The sequence below is a fragment of the Candidatus Zixiibacteriota bacterium genome (assembly GCA_029860345.1).
Lineage (GTDB): Bacteria > Zixibacteria > MSB-5A5 > GN15 > FEB-12 > JAJRTA01.
In genome coordinates, this window is the sequence record JAOUBJ010000001.1 from 267,741 (window position 1) to 287,927 (window position 20,187).

At 54.3% G+C, this 20,187-nt stretch carries 16 protein-coding genes and 1 pseudogene; 1 reads left to right on the plus strand and 16 read right to left on the minus strand.

The annotated features are described in order from the left end of the window. Positions 1-206: 206 nt before the first annotated feature. The 13 genes and pseudogenes from OEV49_00820 to murJ all read right to left on the minus strand — a co-directional run bounded on the left by OEV49_00820 (position 207) and on the right by murJ (position 15,866). On the minus strand, positions 207-1,931 hold the full coding sequence (locus OEV49_00820) for an ATP-binding protein (protein ID MDH3889598.1): 1,725 nt from the start codon (positions 1,929-1,931) through the stop codon (positions 207-209). Between the two features lie 77 nt (positions 1,932-2,008). After that, entirely contained in the window at positions 2,009-3,205 is a 1,197-nt protein-coding gene (locus tag OEV49_00825) for a type II secretion system F family protein (GenBank protein ID MDH3889599.1), read from the minus strand. 35 nt (positions 3,206-3,240) lie between these two features. Beyond that, a complete protein-coding gene (locus tag OEV49_00830) occupies positions 3,241-4,317 on the minus strand; it encodes a type IV pilus twitching motility protein PilT (GenBank protein MDH3889600.1) in 1,077 nt (358 codons plus the stop codon). A gap of 137 nt (positions 4,318-4,454) precedes the next feature. Next, positions 4,455-6,155, minus strand: a complete 1,701-nt coding sequence (gene pilB / locus OEV49_00835; protein ID MDH3889601.1) for a type IV-A pilus assembly ATPase PilB — start codon at positions 6,153-6,155, stop codon at positions 4,455-4,457. 76 nt (positions 6,156-6,231) lie between these two features. Beyond that, positions 6,232-6,723 carry a roadblock/LC7 domain-containing protein gene (locus tag OEV49_00840; protein ID MDH3889602.1) on the minus strand — a complete coding sequence of 164 codons (492 nt, stop codon included), beginning with the start codon at positions 6,721-6,723 and terminating at the stop codon, positions 6,232-6,234. A 635-nt stretch (positions 6,724-7,358) separates the two neighbouring features. After that, positions 7,359-7,943, minus strand: a pseudogene (locus tag OEV49_00845) (GTPase domain-containing protein). 17 nt (positions 7,944-7,960) lie between these two features. Continuing rightward, the gene (locus OEV49_00850; protein ID MDH3889603.1) at positions 7,961-8,314 is read right to left on the minus strand and encodes a roadblock/LC7 domain-containing protein; all 354 of its coding nucleotides are present in this window, start codon (positions 8,312-8,314) and stop codon (positions 7,961-7,963) included. Continuing rightward, positions 8,298-9,284 (minus strand): hypothetical protein, encoded by a 987-nt coding sequence (locus OEV49_00855; GenBank protein ID MDH3889604.1) that lies wholly within the window; start codon positions 9,282-9,284, stop codon positions 8,298-8,300. The genes OEV49_00850 and OEV49_00855 overlap by 17 nt, the downstream gene beginning before the upstream one ends. A 10-nt stretch (positions 9,285-9,294) precedes the next feature. After that, a complete protein-coding gene (locus tag OEV49_00860) occupies positions 9,295-10,206 on the minus strand; it encodes a roadblock/LC7 domain-containing protein (GenBank protein ID MDH3889605.1) in 912 nt (303 codons plus the stop codon). Between the two features lie 104 nt (positions 10,207-10,310). Further along, positions 10,311-10,673: a hypothetical protein gene (locus OEV49_00865; protein ID MDH3889606.1), complete on the minus strand. Its 363-nt coding sequence runs from the start codon at positions 10,671-10,673 to the stop codon at positions 10,311-10,313. Between the two features lie 7 nt (positions 10,674-10,680). After that, on the minus strand, positions 10,681-11,886 hold the full coding sequence (locus OEV49_00870) for a DUF4388 domain-containing protein (GenBank protein MDH3889607.1): 1,206 nt from the start codon (positions 11,884-11,886) through the stop codon (positions 10,681-10,683). A 126-nt stretch (positions 11,887-12,012) separates the two neighbouring features. After that, a complete protein-coding gene (locus OEV49_00875; GenBank protein ID MDH3889608.1) occupies positions 12,013-14,286 on the minus strand; it encodes a ComEC family competence protein in 2,274 nt (757 codons plus the stop codon). Beyond that, positions 14,286-15,866: a murein biosynthesis integral membrane protein MurJ gene (gene murJ, locus OEV49_00880; protein MDH3889609.1), complete on the minus strand. Its 1,581-nt coding sequence runs from the start codon at positions 15,864-15,866 to the stop codon at positions 14,286-14,288. Before murJ ends, OEV49_00875 begins: the two co-directional genes overlap by 1 nt. 58 nt (positions 15,867-15,924) lie before the next feature. On the opposite strand from murJ, the gene rpsT reads away from it, so the two are divergent. After that, a complete protein-coding gene (rpsT, locus tag OEV49_00885; protein MDH3889610.1) occupies positions 15,925-16,185 on the plus strand; it encodes a 30S ribosomal protein S20 in 261 nt (86 codons plus the stop codon). A gap of 183 nt (positions 16,186-16,368) precedes the next feature. Here the strand turns inward: rpsT and OEV49_00890 are convergent, their stop codons facing one another. The 3 genes from OEV49_00890 to OEV49_00900 form a co-directional block, all read right to left on the minus strand. After that, the gene (locus OEV49_00890; GenBank protein MDH3889611.1) at positions 16,369-16,512 is read right to left on the minus strand and encodes a hypothetical protein; all 144 of its coding nucleotides are present in this window, start codon (positions 16,510-16,512) and stop codon (positions 16,369-16,371) included. A 158-nt stretch (positions 16,513-16,670) separates the two neighbouring features. Beyond that, positions 16,671-18,404 carry a hypothetical protein gene (locus OEV49_00895; protein MDH3889612.1) on the minus strand — a complete coding sequence of 578 codons (1,734 nt, stop codon included), beginning with the start codon at positions 18,402-18,404 and terminating at the stop codon, positions 16,671-16,673. Positions 18,405-18,968: 564 nt separating this feature from the next. After that, positions 18,969-19,790: a hypothetical protein gene (locus OEV49_00900; protein ID MDH3889613.1), complete on the minus strand. Its 822-nt coding sequence runs from the start codon at positions 19,788-19,790 to the stop codon at positions 18,969-18,971. Positions 19,791-20,187 lie beyond the last annotated feature (397 nt).

Below are 20,187 nucleotides of genomic sequence, written 5' to 3' on the forward strand. Positions count from 1 at the left end.
GGTTTGGGGGGGGCTATTGTTTCTCGCCCCAGGCAACGTTTGAGGCGGCCACTCAGTCGCCCGAGGGTACTCGAAACATAACTGGCGAGGAAAAGAATCACGCCAAGGGCGTGATGTCGAAACCACAGGGGTTTCGACCTACTGTTGTTGCCTCAGCATGAGGTGGTGAGAGACATTGTCAAAGGACAATTCCACAGTAGTCGAGATTACATCGGGGCAAGCTCAACCGGAGTCGGGTCGATGGGAGTAACCGCCTGATCTTTGCGCGCATTCCTGTACGTTTGGAACTCAAGGCGAAAGGTGGTTCCCTGACCAACCTGTGAGTCCAGGCTGATGTCGACTTTTAGAGCGCTGCAAATACGATGGACGATGGCCAGACCCAGCCCGCTGCCCTGTTTCTTGGTCGAGTAGAATGGCTGATAGACCCGGCGCAGGTTATCGGGCCTGATTCCGGGACCATTATCCTGAATATACAACTCAACGATACCACCGACCGGATCAATGGCCAGGCGAAGCGTCAACTCATCCCCTTTTTCCTCAAGCGCCTCACAGGCGTTCACGGTCAGGTTCAAAAGCAATTGCTTGATCAGGTCTTCATCACCGACAACGTAAATGATCGAGCTATCCGACTCGAAATTGAATTTCAGATCGGCGCTGAACGAGGGCTGGTGGTGCAGAATCTGAATCACGTCGTTTATCAGGTGGCAAAGTTCGACTTTGTTGTAAGCCGGACGGTCAATGCGTGCGTACTGAAGAAACTCAGAGAGGATTCTCGACAGCCGGTGTGACTCTTTGACGATCAGTTGCATCAACCTTTCGTTTTCACCCTGCAGTTTGAGTTCCTTGTCGAGGACTTCGACCGATCCTGAGATGGCGGCCAGCGGGTTTCGGATTTCGTGAGCAATCGAGGCCGACAATTCCCCCACCGCTGCCAGCCGATCGGCCGCTCGCACTTTGGACTCAAGTCGTTTGGCGTCCGTAAGGTCGGTAAAGATTGCGATCACGCCTCTCAGGGCGCCGGTTTCCTCCATTAAAATGGACGTCGAGAGACCGAGGGGAACAGTTTGACGTTCATGATTGAGAATGCTGATTTCCTGGCGGGGATGGCTGGCTACGCGCTCAAGTCCGTCCAGAAGGTCCCCGGCCAGGTCGGGCATCCGATCGGCAAACACTTCATCACAGCGCATCCCTTTGACTTCTTCCTCACGATATCCCAGGATCTTCTCGGCCGCCCGGTTGAAGAAAATGATGTGTCCGAAGGCATCGACAGTCAACAGACCGCTGTTGAGATGCCTGAGAATGTCATCGGTTTCCAGCTTGGCCCGCTTGAGGGCCCGGGAGGTGTCTGCCAACTGGCGGTCGCGGGCTTCCAGCCGCTCAGCCAGGTAGCCTGAGATAAAGGCGATCAGGTAGAAAATCAGAATATGCAGAAATATCGAGTAGAAGATAGCGTCCTGCGCCGACACAATCGATTTGAGAGCGTTCGGGAAATAAAGAGGCGCTCCCGTTTCGCCGGACCGCAGCCAGATGATAAACGTATAGGCCAACGAGACCAGCGATGCCACCACCAAAGTCCCCACCAAACGATAAGCCAGGGCAGCCGACACAATGGTCAGCAGAAAGAGGGCTGAGAAGGGTGAGTTTATGTTGCCGGTGGCGTGTATGACACCTGACTCGATGACGATCTCAAGCAAGAACTGCAAACCGACAACGGTGGCTGAGGCCATCTGTAATCTGCCGAAGCGATCAAAGGCCAGCAACAGGGCTACGCCCAGGGTAAAGATAGAATAGAGAATCAACGGCAGATGCAAAAAGCTCGGATACTCAATCCAAAACACCACCACCGCAAACAGGATCACAAAAGTGATCAGTCGCAGCGGTAGAAACCAGCCTAATCGCTTGGGTCTTGCGTACCTGTCCTTTATGAGCATGGTATACAAACGGCGCCGCTGTGACGGCGCCGTTTTCCGTGATATTCTGTTACCTTTTGTCTCGCTGTCGTCGACTGCTATATCTTACCGATAATGTCGAACATCGGCAGATACATCGCTATCAAGATACCACCGATCACAACACCCATAAACACGATTATGATCGGCTCGATAACCGAAGTCAACGCAGCCACGGCGTCATCGACTTCATCGTCATAAAAGTCAGCGATTTTTGACAACATATCATCCAGGCCGCCGGTCTTCTCACCTACCGAGATCATCTGTGTGACCATGGGCGGGAAGACACCCGTTTCCTTGAGCGGCCCGGTGATGGTGTCGCCCTCGGCGATGGCCATGACCGAACGATTAATGGCCGCAGCAATGACCCGGTTGCCGGCCGTCTTGGCCGTGATTTCAAGCGCTTCCAGAATGGAAACACCCGAAGCCAAGAGGGTACTCAAAGTTCGCGTGAATCTCGCCACCGACGACTTGCGAACGAGGTTGCCGAACACCGGTGTCCTCAGCAGAATCTTGTCAAAGGTTAAGGCTCCGCTGTCGGTTCTCTTCCACCAGATGAACACCCCGGCAAAACCGAGAGAACCGAAGATCAGGTAGAGGAAATTCGATTTCAGGAAGTTCGAGATTTGGAGAACGACCAATGTTGGTCCCGGCAGGTCGGCCCCGAGTCCACCGAACATCTTGGCAAATACCGGCACAATGAAGGCCAACATACCAATCGTCACAGCGGCCGCCACAAAGGCCACCACCGACGGATAGATCATGGCTCCCTTGACTTTTCTTACCAGTTTGTCCGCTTTCTCGCGGTAGACGGCCAGTCGGACCAGAATTGCGTCCAGGGCGCCGCCCATCTCACCGGCTTCCACCATGTTGGTATACAAGCCATCAAAGATTTTGGGATGACGAGCCAGGGCTTCCGAGAGCGTCGCTCCACCCGCCACGCCGTCTTTGACCTGGGCGATAATCTTGGCCAGTTCTCTGCTCTCAGTCTGGGCGGCCAGGATGTCCAGACATTGCACCATGGGCAGACCGGCCCCGATCATGGTTGCAAACTGTCGTGTGAATCGGGAGATATCAATCTTCTTGATGCCGGTCCCGATCTTGATCTGAAGTTCAGGCGCTTTCTTACTGATCGAATTGACCAGAATGCGATTCTGTCTAAGCACCCGTTCAAGGTCGCCCCGGCTCTTCGCTTTAAGTTCCCCCTGGACCGCCGCACCGGCCAGCGTTTTTCCCTTGTATACAAAAATCGGCATCAGCTTAACCCTTTCTCAAACCACTTCATCCGGCCTCAGGAAAACGCCGGAGACTTATCTTTGGCCAGCATTTCGCTTAGTTCCTGCGGATTGGAACTGTACGCCATGGCGTCCTGGACGGAAATCTTGCGCGTATTGTAAAGCTCGGCTAACGACTGGTTCATCGTTTTCATTCCGTATTTCTGGCCGGATTGTATCATCGAATATATCTGGTGTACTTTGTCATCGCGAATCAAAGCCCGAACGGCAGGCGTGGCGACGAGTATTTCCAAAGCCACAATCCGACCGCCGCCTATTTTCGGGATCAAGGCTTGCGAGATGATCGCCTGGATCGAGAACGACAAGGAGATGCGAATCTGCTCCTGCTGGTTGGTCGGGAACGAGTCCACGATACGATTGATCGACTCGGCGGCTGAGTTGGTGTGCAGAGTGCCGAAAGCCAGGTGGCCGGTCTCTGCAATCGACAAGGCCGACTCGATGGTTTCCAGATCACGCATCTCACCCACCAGAACTACGTCGGGGTCTTCACGGAGCGCATACTTCAAGGCTATGGCGAACGATGTCGTGTCGGCATACACCTCGCGCTGGTTCACCAAGGCCGTCTGATGACGATGCAGGTACTCGATAGGATCTTCGACGGTGATAATATGCACCGGACGTTCTTTGTTGATCTTGTCGATAACGGCGGCCAGGGTGGTCGACTTGCCCGATCCGGTCGGACCGGTCACCAGCACCAGACCGCGCGGAAGCCTGGAGAAGTCGGCAATTACTTTGGGCAGACTGAGGGCTTCAAAGGTCATGATCTCATAGGGAATCTGACGGAGCGCCACAGCCACGTTGCCGCGCTGCATGAACATGTTGCAGCGAAAGCGGCTGAGGGATTCGATGCCGAACGAAAAATCCAGCTCTGAGTTCTGCTCGAATTTCAGTTTTTGCTTCTCACTGACCATGGCGTAAGCCAGTTTTTTGATCTGGTCGGCGTTGAGCATGTCCTGCTTGAGCCGTACCAGCTTTCCATCGACACGTACCACCGGCGGCGATCCCACCGTAAGGTGAAGATCAGACGCGTTCATCTTGACCATTTCTTCCAACAACTCTCTAAGAGACGCCATTCAATACTCCAGACCTAAAACGTTAGTATTCGGACACACAGGTATCTTGTATGATTATCGGCTTTCTTGAGCGATTCTTGAGATTAACGACCGATTGGTCTCGTTAACTTATTGGAAGTCAAAGGCTAGCAGTCTGATCAGATTGAGGAGGTGACAGCGAATACTTCGTCAATACTGACGATTCCGGCTTTCAGCTTCTCCACGGCGCACATACGCAGATTGTGCATTCCCTCGTCCATAGCCGTTTTGCGGATATCGGTGTCGGAAGCTTTGTTCAGAATCAGGCTTTCGATAGCGGGAGTTACCGGCATAACTTCATAAATACCGGTTCGGCCGGCCAGCCCGGTCTCGTTGCAATCTGCGCAACCGACACCCTTAAAGGCTCTGAGACCCTTGAGCAGATCGCTGGGTACGCCCAGACTGTCGACCTGTTCTTTGGTAAGATTGACTTCCTCTTTGCAGTTTTGACATATCTTGCGCATCATGCGCTGGGCCATAATCAGCTTGGTGGCCGAGGACACCAGATAGAACGGCACACCCATGTCCAGAAGACGATTGATCGATGAAGGAGCGTCATTGGTATGCAGGGTACTGAAGACAAGGTGGCCGGTGAGCGCGGCGCGGATAGCTATCTCCGCCGTTTCACCGTCACGAATCTCACCGACCATGACGATGTCCGGATCCTGCCTTAGGAATGATCTCAATGAGGCAGCAAAAGTGAGCCCGATCTGTGACCTGACAGCGACCTGGTTGATGCCGTCGAAATTGAACTCCACCGGGTCTTCGGCCGTCATGATGTTCACATCGACCTGATTGATCTGCTTGAGAGCCGAATACAAAGTAGTCGTCTTACCCGATCCGGTGGGTCCCGTTACCAGGACGATACCGAAAGGCAGGTGAATTGCTTTATCGAACTTATCGAGGTCGGCTTCGCGGAAGCCAAGTTTGGTCAGGTCAACTTTGAGCGCCTGGGGATCGAGAATTCGCATCACCACTTTTTCCCCGAAGATCGTAGGCAGTACCGAGACACGCAGATCGACCGTTCGTCCGCCGATCTTGATTTTGATACGGCCGTCCTGTGGCAAGCGTCGCTCGGAGATATCCAGTTCGGCCATGATCTTGACACGGGATACGATGGCCGAGCGATACTTGAACGGCAGCGGGGCCATCTCTTTCAGGTCACCATCTATACGGTACCTGACCCGGATACGCTTTTCATAGGTCTCTATATGAATGTCCGAAGCGTTCATCCGAATCGCTTCGTAGAGAATGGAGTCGACCAGTTTGACCAGCGGCTTGTCCTGGATAGCCGACAAGAGATCAGATTCGGATGCCTCCTCCTCAGAGACAACCACTTCCAGATCAGGGTCCTCCTCCAACCCTTTGATCATCTCAGACAGGCCGCCGGAATCGACGTAGTAGGTCTCAATCGCCTTTTCAATTGCCTTTTCCGGCGAGATTACCGGTTGCACCGTACAGCCGGTTATGAACTTTACGGCGTCGAGAACATAGATGTTATTGGGGTCACTGATGGCCACCAGGAGCGTGCGGTTGAGCTTGCTTACTGCGATGACCTTGAACTTGCGGGCAATGTCAAGCGGGATGAGCTTGACAACCTCGGGATTTAGCTCAACATCGGTCAGACGCAAGGCGCCTATTTTGAGGTGCTTGCCGACGAAATCGGCTATCTCATCCTCGGAATCAACCGCCCCCACCTTGACCAGAGCTGACTGGAAAGTTTCCAGGCTGTCCTTCTTGACGATTTCCAATGCTTCGTCTACCTGGTCCGGCGTGATCTTGCCGGCCTTGACGAGCATTGCTCCCAGTTCAGCAGACATCTGAGCAGTCCATTGAGTTTATGCGGTTACCGTCTATCAACCTGTCTCGGGGCATACCCGGCCTTTCTGGGTCGGGTTAGTCGTGAAAAATATCGTCCAGCTTGTCCTGCGCCAAATCGGCAAACTCAGTTGAGATACCTTGAGTGGCATTGGGGTTGGACTTGGCCATAACCTGCTCGAAAATGGAGGCCAACTCGGCCGCCGTCTCCTTGGCATACAGGCGCACCATACCGATAGTCGTGCGGTCATCGAAGATTACAACCAGGATTGAACGCTCACCGACGAGCGACATGTGGATATGATCTTTCTTGCCCTGATGGAACAGCACCGAGAACTCCGGTTCACCCACCAGGCGCGCAATCTCTTTGGTCGAGGCAAAAGAGCCGGCCAACAAAGCGGCCAGGGCGGTGGTGTCCAGGGAATGGGTGAAACCCTGGCGTGTGATAAGATGTCCATCCTTGTCTACCAACAAAGCGCACTTGGCCTCGGCCCCCTTCAACATCTTGGACATGAGGGTCTCGATCTGGTTGATTTCTTCCTCGTAAATAATCAGCGTATCATCGGACATTATGGCCTCCTAAGTGCCTATTTAATTCCAAACAGTCGCTTGAAGAAACCACGTTTCTTCTGTTGGGCTCGACGCCTGAGCGAAGGAGCCATGCCCGGTGTGGCAAGATCGGATGAACCGGTATTCATGCCACCGTCTGAGCTCTTCAAGACGTTCTTCTCGTATGTGGTTTCACCCTCAGATTCTTGTGGGGTGGGGGCAAATTCAGTGGGCGTGATTTTCCTTGGTGAGGACTCTTCCCGGCTGCCGGGGAACGGTCGAAAACCGGCCGGCTCGGACTCATCATCGTCTGCCGCCGGCGCCGCTTTGAAGTCGTGTTCCGCCTGGGTGCTTTCCGGCTCTTGAAATGTCCGGGAGGCAGGTTCACCTGATTCATCGACAGACGGCATGCCTGGCGCCTCGGTAACGCCGACCCCAGGTTGGGCTTCAGCGGCCGCCGATGTCGATGGCTGAGCGCTCGCTGCTATGGTCGTAGTCATGGCGCCCGGTACGCCAACGGAGGTGGTATCAGGTGTCGCCATGACGGCGGCAGCCTCAACCGGCTCGGTTGTCGGATAAGGTCGCACTGGAGCAATCGGCTCCCGGTCGACTTCGGATGCCTCAGCAGATTGGTTTACAGAAGGCATCTCTGTGTTGCCGGCTGCCTTGGCCTTGTCCAACACCAATTTGATGATCATCTTCAGAGTGTCGAAGACGCCGTTACCAACCGTGGCGGAAGCGCCGAAATCGGCTCGGCCTTTCGGATTCACCTTCGCACGCAACTCTTCCACCGGCATCACACCGGGGAGGTCTCGTTTGTTGTACTGAATGACCAGCGGCAGTTCGTCGATGTCGTAGCCGTACTCCTGCAGGTTTTCCTGAAGGTTCATGTACGACTCGATGTTTTCATCGAGCTTATCGGGCTGACTGTCGGCTACAAATACGACACCATCGACACCGCGCAACACCAGTTTTCGGGTGGCGTTGTAGTACACCTGACCCGGTACCGTGTACAACTGGAACTTTGCCGCAAAACCGTTGATGGTTCCAATGTTGATGGGCAGAAAGTCGAAGTAGAGCGTCCGATCCGCTTCCGTAGCCAGCGAAATCAGATCGCCGCGGGTGTTGCCCGGAACCTTCGAATGCACATACTGAAGGTTGGTAGTCTTACCCGAAAGACCGGGACCGTAGTAGACGATCTTGCAACAGACTTCCCTGGACGAATAATTTATCGATACCATAGTTTAGATCCCAGCCGTTAACCTTCCAGGTTGACCGTCGTTTGCAGTTTACCAATCGCATTTTTCATTTCAAGCCGGATCAACCCGATGTTCACCTGTTTTTCAGTGGTGACAACAAGGATACCTTTGCCGGCGTCGGCAAAGAACAGCTTGCCGTTGTCGGCCTCGATAGTCACTTGCTTGAGCGGCTCGGTTTGGAGCCGATCCAGCGACTTCTGGATATTGGAAGTGATTGAGGCGGCCAGGGCGCCGATGGTGTCACCGTCGAAACTGTCATCGAGATCGGCCGCGATAACGATGCCGTCTCCACCGACCATCATAGAACCGGTGATTCCCGAAGTCTTGTTGAGGTCGCTAAGCACTTGGTACATGTTTCTTCTCCGCGTTATCAGACTGCCTCTCGCCGTAGCGTTCGGCCACATATTTCTTTATAATCTCAAGCCCTTGGTTAATCCTGATATTCAGAAGGTCATCGGCTTGCCATTGAGCCATTACTATCACTGTGAACGACTGCCAGGCGGCAAGTATGAGCCTGTTATCAGCCATCTCGATTCTCAGTTTTTCAGGCTTTCCCCAGTGGCCTTTGCTCAGGACACGGCTGTTGACCTCCAAAAGAGTGAGGGCGTGAGGCGCCCAGTCTTCACATTCGAGCTGGTTGCGACTGAACTGCCCAAGCAGTAAACCTTCATGATCGAGAACGGCCGCCATCTGAACCGAAGCATCTCCTCCGATGTAACGAACGGCACGTTCAAAGCCATTGCCGCCTGCATCCGGGATCTGGCTGAAAGTGTCATAACCGGCCGGCCTGGTTTTGGGCTCTGCAATGGTCTGAGGTTCGACCCCGGCCACACTTAGACCACGCGCCTTTGAGACTGCAATCGAGGTCAGACCGGATTCGCGTTCGACCGGCGGCTCGGGCTGGGCCGGTTGTATCAGTTGCTTTTTTTCCTGCGGCAGCATCTGCCCCCAAAGAGGACGCAAAACAAACGGCGTTGATATTACATGCAGTAAGAGGGCGGGCAGGTATCCGGACGTACCCAGGGTCATGGATACCCTCACTTCCATCGAATATGCCACTGCGATGAACAAGCCGAAAACGGCGCCGACGGCCAGGCGGTACACGAAACAGACACCGGCGGCCTGGACAAGCTGCATAAGCGACGCCTGATGATTGATCATCCAGATTACTAAACCGTAGAAAACCAATTCATACATGGCGTATATCAGCGACGCTTTGAGCACCGAACTGCCTAATTGTTCCGGGAATATGACCATGGGAGCAATTAACAGCAGCAGAGTGAACAAAGCGGTCTGGCGTGCGATGCGTGCGCTAATTTCCATGATGTCCCTTCTAACAGCCGCCCTGCCCCAAAAGCAGTGCGTCTAATTTCATTCTGAGAGCACCCAGATTAGTCTTGCTATTGGCTACGAACATAAACATACCCTCGTGTGAACGCACAGTGTAAAAGGTGTGGCCACCGGTTTCCACCAGCACACTGTGCACCTTTCCGAAAAAGCCGGCGGTCAAGCTCTGATCCAGCCCGCGGCTGAACTCCAAAGCGATAGCACCGCAAACGGTCGAGTCCAGGCGCATAGTCCATTCCGACTTGACCACCAACCCCTCGCGATTGATGAACAGAGTGCCGTCCACGCCCGGCAGTGAGATTACCTTTTCCAGAATCTGTTCAACGCTCAGTGGTGTACTTGGCTTGTCTTCAGGCGTCGCCATGGCGTCGGTAACAATAGTCGTTTTGTCTGCCAATTCACCGGTGCCTCCAGGCTCGGCCACAGGCGCCTTGTGAGCACCAGAGACTGCTTTTTCTCCAATCAACGCCTGGTGCTGCTGGGGAATCTGGCGGGCGATTTCCAGAAGCTTGGTAATCTGGCTATTGGCGGGATCGCTCTCGTGCAGTTTGGTCAATAGCTTTATGGCCGGCTGGAATTCCCCTTTATAGATATGTATCTCGGCTATCAACAGCTCGGTAGCACGCGTCCAGCCGTCACATTCGGCCGCCTTGCGCGCCTCGATCTCGGCCCAGTCAAAGAGCTGGCGGTCGAGATTGATTTTGGCCATGACAACATGCGCCGAACCGTAGGAAGGATGCACTTTGAGGCCGTTCTGACAGACCCTGAAAGCCTTCTCCAAATCTCCTTTGCGACGCATCGCCTCGGCCAAAGCGGCGAAGATTTGCGAATTGGGATCCTGGGCCAGAATCTTCTGGCACTTTACAATTCGACTGTCTATTTCTGAAGCACTTGCCACGTCAAATCCTGTAAACCATATTCATGTAAACTCTTATCAATAATGCAAAGTTTCTCAATTAGTAAGTAATGCTCCGACATGCGATTATGTCAACCATTATCTCATCAACCGAGCGTCCGCCTGGCTTCAAACACCCCGTAGGCAAACAAACCAACCATTACCGTCAACATCATCGGTACCACGAAGCTCGGGATAGCCAAGACTTCGAAGGCGTTCAGCAACGATGCGACCTGTGAAAGTACCAGCACCACAAACCCAATGATAAACATCTGCCAGGATTTGCTCAGAAGGCCGCCACGAACCAGTTCGGCCACTTTGAAAGCGCCGACCAAACCGGCCACGGCCACGATCAGCACCAGCAAGCTGAATATAGTCGGCGGGTTGGTAATCACGGCCAGGTTGGCCGCCTTGGCAGCCGGACTCAGAAGAAGGATTAAACCTGCAATTGAAGCTATGTTCCGTTTCATACGCACCTCATTGTTCTCTAATCATCTTGACTACTTTGTCAGCCCGCCTCATTGTCTGGTAGAGATTCTCATCCAGACCAAATCGCTTGACCAGTTCTCGTCGCGTGGCCAGCGGCTGCGAGATTTCTTTTTTGACGTTTCCCATTGCCCGGCGATAGGCTCCCGTGCCCAACAAGCGGAACACGTATTCCAATTGTTCGGTCAGCATGTTTTCCAGCGCGCCCATCAAGTGATGGTGACGGATAGCTGACGGCAATGCTTTGACAGCGTGAAGAAATTTGTCGAAGGAAGGAGCCAATTCGGACGACGGATCCAAGCCGGGGAAGAAATTCAACACTCCGCCGCGATACTGCGAGGAAAAAGCCGGCAGGCAGTTGTTGCCTTCCCCTACCAGCGCTTCCACGGTTGAGCGTATACGGAAGAAACATTGATTGTACAACTGGAAGACGATGGCCAGGAGAACCTCTTCCTCATCCTCCACCTCTGGTTCCTCGGCATCACGCTTTCCGATTGATTCGACCAGTTTCTGGTTTATCAGTTTATAGACGGACCGGCAAGTGACAAACTCGCCCATCGGCGACATGTTAATCAAGTCCGGCACGGTTCGATCTCCATTGATCAAGGCCAGGATTCGGAATTCGTCCAGCGAAATCGTTATCTCTTCGCGATTGATCTTGGGTGAAAGCACCACATCCAGAAGAGCGTCATCGGGCGGGATCACCTTCTGGATTTCCAGCCACTCATCGATCCGCCGGGTACCTTCCATGACGACGTTCATGGTGTTCATCTCGATGGTGAACGGCGCGTTCTTCGGTTTGGCGTCTTCATGGAAAACGAAGTCACCCTCGCCCCAACTGAACAGATTGTAGACAATCTCTTCAATCTGCAACTTGAGACATTCGCCGATCTCCTGTTTGTCGAAAAGACCCATGTCGATCAGCGTCGTGCCCAATTGGCGACCCGTCTGTTTGTGCAGGGTGATGGCTCGTTCGAGATCACCTTTGGAGATTTTGCCGCGTCTTAAGAGCATGTTGCCCAACAAGTCTTCAGACGAGTTGATCGACGACGCATAGATTATATTGCCGCCTTTGAAGGCCACTTCTTTTTGGCGCGTAGCCGTCTTCGCTTCCAGCACACCGGTCTTTTTGCCGGTGGCCAACAGCTGCAGGATATCCGGGAAGGATACCGTTTTTAGATTACCGGACAGACTCACCTAACTACCCTCTCAGAGTGATAAGTGTCCAACCAACCCGTATTCGGGTACTTCTTTTAGGTTATCGTCTGCCGGAGGAGATATCTTAAGGCGATTTTGGAATCAGGCTCTCAAAGGCAACCGCTTTTACGGGCTTTTAGGCAACGGGATGGTCACGCTGCCCAGCCAGGAGAGATCATCAACAAAGCCGTGGCCCGTCGCGGCCGTCGGAATCTGAGCACCGGGGCGGCTTTGAGCCTTAGGCGGACGGACTCCGGCCACCACCAACCGACTTACTCCGGCTTGCTGCAAGCGGGTATTCTGCGCCCCCGACTCGTATATTGGCCGACCAACAATCAGGATATCGGGCGTCAGCGACCGGACTCTCATTTCGGCTTGTCGATCCAGTTTGTCCACAAAATGGACTTTGGTCGAACCTGCTTTCAAACTTATACCGTCTTGACAAGTGTACCATCCATCGGCGGCCATCCCGGTCGTATCGACGCCTGAAAACGAAACGATCCGGGCCGAATCGTATGGATCACCGGTACTGTTGCGGACATCCTCGACAGCCGCCTTCAGACCGGCGTGGACATAGAGGCTGTCAACCTCAAAGAGCGTGGCCAACCGTAACAGGTCGTCAATGGCCGAGTATTCCGCCGAAAACATCACCAGGCTGTTAAGTTTGTCAATGTCCATTGCGGTCAAGGCCGGCGCCAGCACCTTGGCATCGATGGGATAAGGTTTTCTCCTGAGCCCCGTGATAACCAGATCACCATTTTGGTTGCCGACCTGCCGGTACAGAGCAGCGACGCCACCTGGAACCGTGAACAGTTCAAGCGAGCCGCCCTTCGGTGTCGGGTCTATCTGTGCTACCAAACCGACGTTGGCCAAAAGCAACAGTCCTATCAGCAGCCATCGACGAGCGGACCGTTTGGTCAGGGCCATAGCGCCGAGAACAAGCGCAAAATAGACCGCCACGGCCAAAAGCCATGACGGCTCGGACACCTCCCAAACCTGCGACTGTTCGCCACCGAAAACGGCCAACAGTTTGAGTATCAAGATCAACAAGAGGTTCAACAAAGAGCCGACAAAGGCTCCCAGTAGTGGCAGGATCAGGTCGGCCAGAAGCAGACAGAGAGAACCTACAACAGCCAGCGATACCAACGGCACGATGACCAGGTTGGCGATTGGTGAGATCAGTGGTACCCGATGAAAGTAAAAGGCTGTCAGCGGCGCCGCGCAAAGCTGCGCCGTCAAGGCAAGCAAAACCGGAAAGACCAGCCATCGATACCAACCTCGGCCATGGAAGCCGGTGAATCGTTCGTGCAGTCTCGGCATGATGAAGATCAGACCCCAGGCGACCACGAACGACAACTGGAACCCGACATTGAAAAACTGGGCCGGATCGTACAGAAGTATAGCCATAGCCGCCACCGCGATCAGGTTGTTGAGATCGTAGCGTCTCTGCACCAGTGCGGCCGTGATCACCAGTGCAGCCATTATCGAGGCCCGTATCACCGACGGCTCTCCGTATGACAACGCTGCGAACATCAGAACGAATGCTAATAACACTATCGCTCGACGACGACGGGACAAACCGAATGGACGCAGGACCAGCATCATGAAAGCCACTACCAAAGCCACGTTCGAGCCGGAAACAGCCAGCAAATGAAGGGTGCCGCTGTCTCGAAAACGTTGATACACCTCCGGTGGGATGTTGCGCGTCTCCCCGATCAGAAAACCGGCCGCCAAAGCCGAGGGGGATGGCTCCAGATTGTCTTGAAAACTGGACAGGATTTCCAGCCGAAGCGCATCCACCCAGCTTAACAGCCACGGACGTCCTCTGGTATCAACTCGGACGTTGTTCAAGTTTGGCAGGTATACCAGAGCGGACACGCCTCTGAGATTGAGATAGCGCCGGTAATCGAATCCGGTGGGGCTCTCCCCTCCTTTCAGGCTGTAGATGCGTCCCTGAAACTCTATCCTGTCCCCCCAGGCGAGACTGGTGCTTGAGTCTGAGACTTTCAACATCATGCTGCCATGCACCACCTGCATCCGGTCCTGCTCGATCGAGTCGACAGCTATTTTGATCTCGGTGCCAAAGCTCTTGAGGTCCGGCCAGTCGCTCACCTGGCCGTAGATTCGGTAACGATTTCCATCCTGAAAATGGTTAGCCAGGTGGGTGGGGCCGGTGTCATAGTAGCGGATACCGTAATGAAAGGCCGAAAAGCAGGTGAGCAGCAGCCCGAACAGAATTGTCGCTGCCGTCCGGTGTGATCGCATCACGGCCAGAGCAACCAGACAGAGCACCAGCGAAGCCAGCAGAAACCACTCACTGGGCCAGCGACACAAGTCCGCTCCGATAATCCCCACAATGATAAACGGTACCAGAAAAACAGCGGGATACTTGCGTATCATCAGTCACCCGTCGACCGACGGTGTTTCAAAAGAGTCGTCAGCCTGGAAAGTTCGCGCACTCTCAACAGAAAGCAAAACAGCAAGTACAGAACAGCCGCCGTGGTCAACGGAACAAAAAGCTCCACCAGCCGAGTAACAACTTCTGACTCGAATGGACCGGGCCGCCACGGCATCAAGCCTGCAATGTAAAAGGCCAACACAGATGCCACCAGAATCTTGAGCAGGTTCAAACCCAACCGATCCCAGACGACACGCACACCCTTACTCGGCAGGAAATAGATCAACAACGCGCCATTGACCAATCCGGCCACCGACGTTGCCGCGGCCAGTCCGGCAAAGTTGAGCGCCTTTATCATGGGATAGTACAGCGCGATGTTCACGGCCACAGCAACAATCGAAATCTGCATGGGACGTTTGGAATCACCACCGGCGTAGAAGAAGGGCACGGTCACCCGCACCGCGGCGAATCCGATCAGCCCGTAGGCATAGTGCCTGAGCGCAAGGGCTGTGTTGGCAGCATGCAGCTCGGTGAAGGCACCCCAACTGTAGATCAGTTCGATAATCGGTCGGCCCAACAGCGCCAGACAAACGGCCGAAGGCGCCACTACGAACATGTTCAGGTTGAACGTCTCGTGAAACGCTTTGTCCAATCCTTCGGTGTCCTCGCGGGCGAACAGTTCACTGACTCTGGGTAAGGCCACCGTGCCGAGCGCCACGGCGAAGACGCCCAGCGGGAAGTGCATCAGACGGTACGAGTAATTGAGATAGGAGATCGACCCTTCCACCAAGAACGACGCCAGCAGAGTGCTCAACAGAATATTGACCCGCCCGGCCGACATGCCTATTATCATCGGCGCAATCAGCCGCAGAACTTTCTTGAGGCCTTCATCGAAAAAGTTGAACCTCGGTCTATAACGGTAGCCCAGTTTGAACAAAGCCGGAAGTTGAATCCATACCTGACAAGCGCCGCCGAGCACGACCCCAAGGGCCAGCGTGTAGGCCGGTTGATCGAAATATCGATATCCGATTACGACTGTCAGCACGATACCGAGATTGAACATGGCCGGTGACAGGGCGGGCACGGCGAACCGCCCGAAAGAGTTCAGCATGCCCATGACCAAGGCCGAAAGCGACACAAACAGCAGATAGATCATCATGATCCGGGTGAGGTCGACGGTCAGCGCGAATTTGTCGGCGTACTCGGTGAAACCGTGGGCGGTCAAATAGATGATCACCGGTGCGGCCAGGATACCCAGGAGCACGATCAGCCCGACCACCAGGAAGATCATGGTGAACACGATATCGGCCAGTTTGAACGCTTCGGAATCTGATTCCTTGACCAGTTTCTCCTTGAAGACCGGCACAAAAGCCGACGACAGAGCACCTTCGGCGAACATATCACGGAGCAGGTTGGGGATTCGAAAGGCTGTCACGAAAGCATCGGTGGCCAGCCCGGCGCCGAAAAAATAGGCCATCACCTGTTCGCGCAACAGCCCTAAAACCCGTGAAAAAGCGGTCGCCCCCGATACTGTCGAGGCCGATCCGACCAGGGAACCTTTTTTTACGCGACTGGTTGACAAATCGATACTGCCGATATATACTTACAAGCTGTTTTGGAGATTATAATAAAGAAAGGGTTTGAGTTTGCCAAACCATAAATCTTGCGAAAAACGAGTCAAAACTTCAGAAAAGCAGCGCCTGCGCAATCGTGGCCTGCGTTCCAATCTGCGCGCCTCAATCCGTGAACTGCGCCTGATGACCAACAAGGAAGAAGCCACCGCCAAGTACAAAGAAGTTGAAGTTTTGTTGGACCAGGCCGCCGGCACGAACATTCTTCACAAGAACAACGCCGACCGCAACAAGTCTCGCCTTTCTCGTTTCGTCGCCAAGCTCTCGTAGCGTTTTTCGCAAATATCACGAATTCTCCAACCCCGTGGGTACCCACCCTCGGGGTTTTGGTGTGTTGGGGGGGGCTCGTCCACCCCGGAACCCAGGATGGTCGAGTCTTCAGACTCGACCTCACGAAACCCACGCGATCTGAAGATCACACGGGCACAAGTGTGTTGTAGGGTAGGTCTGCCATCAGACCTGCAGTTTTTTGCCGGGTGGCCGTCTCAAACCATGTTTGGCGTGGGAGTAAACAGTCATGCCCTTCTGAGTCATTCTGGCGAAGGCCAGAATCCAGGTTTCGAATCTCAAGATGGATGCCGGATCAAGGTCCGGCATGACAGATCTGTTAAGTTAACAGTAGGTCGAAACCCCTGCGGTTTCGACATCACGCGCTTCGCGTGATACTTTGAGTTTGTCTTGTCGGCCGAAGATGTCGAAACCTCGCTTCGCGGCCATAAATGGCTTTCACTCCCTTCGGGGCAGGGGGTGTCGACCTACAAAGACCTGGTAGCGGCCAGCTTTTCGATAGCCAATTTGAGACGGGCGTGCGTTGCGCACAGAAGTACGAAGCTCCGTTCATGAGGACCAGGTTTGGCACGAATGATCCGAACCAGATCGGCTTTATCCTGAGCGTTCCAGCTTTCCAACTTCGGTATACTAGCCAGCAACGGCGCCAACCGTTTGAAACCGTCCAACTCTCGCAACGACCATTCGGAAAGGCCGGTGAGATCAAGAGCCTTAGACACGGTGTCTTTAGCCCGACCGGCGCCTCGTTGCCGATCGCCCCGATGTTTGCGTGCAAAGTAGTCGGTAACGACGTAAGCGAGATTCTCTGTAGACATGTCGCGCCAGTTGTCCATCTGAGCCGGATCGGCATGAAAGAGAACATCACTCACAGAGAGCTTGTGCATGATGCTCAGCGGTGTACGATAGCCATGCCTGCGCCTTTGTTTGTCATGCTCTTTTTCTGCGAGGCTGCGGACGGTATGATCGAGAGCGCGGAAACCGAGTTTGTAGTAGAACCAGAAAGCGCCGGAGTGCAACGCTTCGTCCTCGCCATAACCCATCTGCCTTTTGCGAACGACAAAAGCGCGCGAACCGAAGTGATGATAAAACAGACGAAAGAACTGTTCAAAGATATATGAGGATTCGCCCGATCTCTGTTCAGGGAAAACGTTGATGGCTATCTCCACCCGATCAAACAGGGTAGCGGCCACGCCGTAGCCTATCGGCATTCCATTGCGAACCAGCAGAGCGCCGAAATTGGATTCCAGCGGCAGCCGACTGTCCGGGTGCATGCCAAAGAGTGCAATCATGAGACCTCGCCCCGGTCGGTACAAGTAGACTTCATCCGGATTGGCCGAAGTGATCGGAAGCAATTCACGATTGCGCACGGCCATAGCTTCGTTGATTACCTGTACGAGTTTCGTACCCTCTGGTCGACCTGCCAGCTTCAATGGAGCAGCGGTATCGACCAACTCCGCACGCAGGTCATTGGTGCGGACTCTCAGCACGGTACGCTGGTAGAACTTTCGACCCGCAGGCCAACGGGCCAGCGTTCGACTGGCCTGCGAACGACCAAGACGCCAGGTGATTTCCATCTGCAGGTTTTCGAACAAATGTTCCTGCACCGGATGGGGCAAACCGGAACTCTCAAGTAACCTAACGAACGTCAGCAGTGGTCCTTCGCGGTTGCCGTCGGCTCGCTTGAGCCAATCGGCAGCCTGCACATCGCAGTCCAGCCCCAGAGCGTCGTTCTCCTGCCAGGCCACTAACAGCGGCAGGGTGTCGAGCAGGCGGTCGTTCAGCGTTTCGTTGTTGGCGCTCCAATCAAGCTCCATCGACTGCGGATACCGTTTCAACAGCAGACAGGTGAGGTCGTAGCCGAACGGATGCACGGTTGTACTGTTGACGAGTCCTGAGTTCATCAGTTGTGCTGCCCCGGCATCGTCCTTTCGCTGGGTGAACCTGAGCACCCGTTGCCCGAACGCTCTCAGTTCGCTCTCAACCAGCCGCGCCAACTGTGGACCATCGGGATAGGCTCGCATAAAGCAGAGAGTATCGTGGTAGTTTATCAGATGGCTGAGTTGATCGATATCCGCACTGCTCAGCTTTTTGATAGCCTCCACTTTTTCATCGTTGGCAGTCGTGTGAAACTGTAGTCTGAGCTTGGCTAGCTTGCGTAATTGTGATGTCACCGTGCGACCTGAGCGGTTGAGTTTAGTCACTTGGTACCCTTTCACTCGACCAGTGTTACCGCACAAGATACCGATTGTACGCCCATGCCGCAAGCCGCGGGCAAGCCAACAAGTTGGTTCCTCGCGCTGCGCGCATCTTGTATCGATGGATTCTTGGAGCACGCGGGCGGATTTCATAGCCGGGTGGCCGGCGCAGACCTTATCTGGGGGTGCCACCCGGAATCGTGCGAAGCGCGAAGAAGGCGCTTGCCACTCGCAGTGACGAAATGTCGGGTTGGACACATCGCGGCGCACGAGGACGTACACCGCGCACGAAGATGGATTCCCGCCTTCGCTGGGAATGACACAGATTGACCTGTTTGCGTTGTGGTGGTCGAGTCTTCAGACTCGGTCACGTTTTCCCGCGCGATCTGAAGATCACACGGGCACAAGTAGAGACTCATCGCTCGACTGCGCTCGGGATGACGAATGTAAAGCGATTCGGGTGGTTGGCTCAAACCTCGTTTGGGACCGAAAGCAACAAAGTAGATTCACCCTTCGACTACGCTCAGCGTTAAACGGTGGCGCGCAGAGCGCGAAGAAGTGGCTTGCCACTTATCTATTCAGCAGATACACGCGGCCGCGGTAAGACGAGGTGCGGCGGGTGCGGCGGCGAAGTAAGATCAACTCGCGCAGGAAGCGTTGTTTTTCTTCGATTGGAATTGGCGAGGTCAAGACCGACATCGGGAAATCGATATTCAAGGCCCGCCAGGTCGATTCGACACCGGCGATACCGGGTGGGAATAATCGTTCGGCTGAAGCTGCCGTCTTGAGGTCATCCAAACTGAAGGCAGGAACGGTGACGATTGCGCTGTACTCGGTCAGGCGGGTTACGGTATCGCCATTGTCCGATGTCTCCACCACCGGCGCCCAGCCACCGCGGGCCATGATTGAGTGGAAGAGCGTCTCCAACGAAGCCGGGCAACCAGCACGACTGGCATGTCTCAGGAGCACGTCGAACTTTCCTTGCCGGGGGAAGTCAAAACAGAGTCTCACTCCCGTCACCGATGGATCGTTACCAGAGCCTGAGTCCAGGATTCGTATAAGCTCCGGGTGACGAGCCGAGGTACGGAAAAGATCGGCATGATCAAAATTGGTCAAGCCAACTCGAGAAGAGGCCGTGGCCAGGCTCTCGGTCGGGCATACCTGCACCGGTATATGAGCCAGCCCGGCGTCGGTAAGGGCAGAAAAATGTTCGGTCTGTTCCAGTAGTAGATAATCGTCGCCATCCATCGCTGTGACCAGGAAGGGATGGCGCAAGAAACTGATTTCGTCCAGATCGACCGTCATCCGGTTTTCAAGCAGGCGAACCGACTCAAAGGGGCATAGCTGATCGGTGTCGAGCAGACGCAATTGGGTGTAGATATCCGGTTCCATGACCATTGGTTGAGCAAGCGATGTGCCGGAAGCCGAGTGTCTGGGTTATGTTTTCTATCAGTAGCTAAAGGGTCTGTTTGTCCTGTTGGGCCGGCAGTTTATGCGTATCAGTACAAACATACCGGTCTTTTATCAGCGGCCCTGGTTCACAAATTGTGCAATCAGTGAGTCCGTCTTCGGACTCGTCTTTGTCGGCAGTGTAATAGGTCAGGACCCATAAATGGGTCATGGCCACTTCTTCGGGCTTAGCGCGTTGTCGAAACCTCGCTTCGCGGCCATAAATGGCTTTCACTCCCTTAGGGCAGGGGGTCTCGACCTACAAGAGAAGATGGATTCCCGCCTGCGCGGGAAAGACATTGTGGCAGGTTCAAAGACGGACCTGCCCTACTAAGAACTG

What these genes read in the sequence shown, in the direction of transcription:
- OEV49_00875 (MDH3889608.1), bottom strand. Translation starts at nt 14,286, where the DNA reads ATGATACGCAAGTATCCCGCTGTTTTTCTGGTACCGTTTATCATTGTG.
- OEV49_00865 (MDH3889606.1), bottom strand. Translation starts at nt 10,673, where the DNA reads ATGAAACGGAACATAGCTTCAATTGCAGGTTTAATCCTTCTTCTGAGT.
- OEV49_00840 (MDH3889602.1), bottom strand. Translation starts at nt 6,723, where the DNA reads ATGTCCGATGATACGCTGATTATTTACGAGGAAGAAATCAACCAGATC.
- pilB (MDH3889601.1), bottom strand. Translation starts at nt 6,155, where the DNA reads ATGTCTGCTGAACTGGGAGCAATGCTCGTCAAGGCCGGCAAGATCACG.
- OEV49_00830 (MDH3889600.1), bottom strand. Translation starts at nt 4,317, where the DNA reads ATGGCGTCTCTTAGAGAGTTGTTGGAAGAAATGGTCAAGATGAACGCG.
- OEV49_00825 (MDH3889599.1), bottom strand. Translation starts at nt 3,205, where the DNA reads ATGCCGATTTTTGTATACAAGGGAAAAACGCTGGCCGGTGCGGCGGTC.
- OEV49_00855 (MDH3889604.1), bottom strand. Translation starts at nt 9,284, where the DNA reads ATGGAAATTAGCGCACGCATCGCACGCCAGACCGCTTTGTTCACTCTG.
- OEV49_00890 (MDH3889611.1), bottom strand. Translation starts at nt 16,512, where the DNA reads ATGCCGGACCTTGATCCGGCATCCATCTTGAGATTCGAAACCTGGATT.
- OEV49_00850 (MDH3889603.1), bottom strand. Translation starts at nt 8,314, where the DNA reads ATGTACCAAGTGCTTAGCGACCTCAACAAGACTTCGGGAATCACCGGT.
- OEV49_00900 (MDH3889613.1), bottom strand. Translation starts at nt 19,790, where the DNA reads ATGGAACCGGATATCTACACCCAATTGCGTCTGCTCGACACCGATCAG.
- OEV49_00820 (MDH3889598.1), bottom strand. Translation starts at nt 1,931, where the DNA reads ATGCTCATAAAGGACAGGTACGCAAGACCCAAGCGATTAGGCTGGTTT.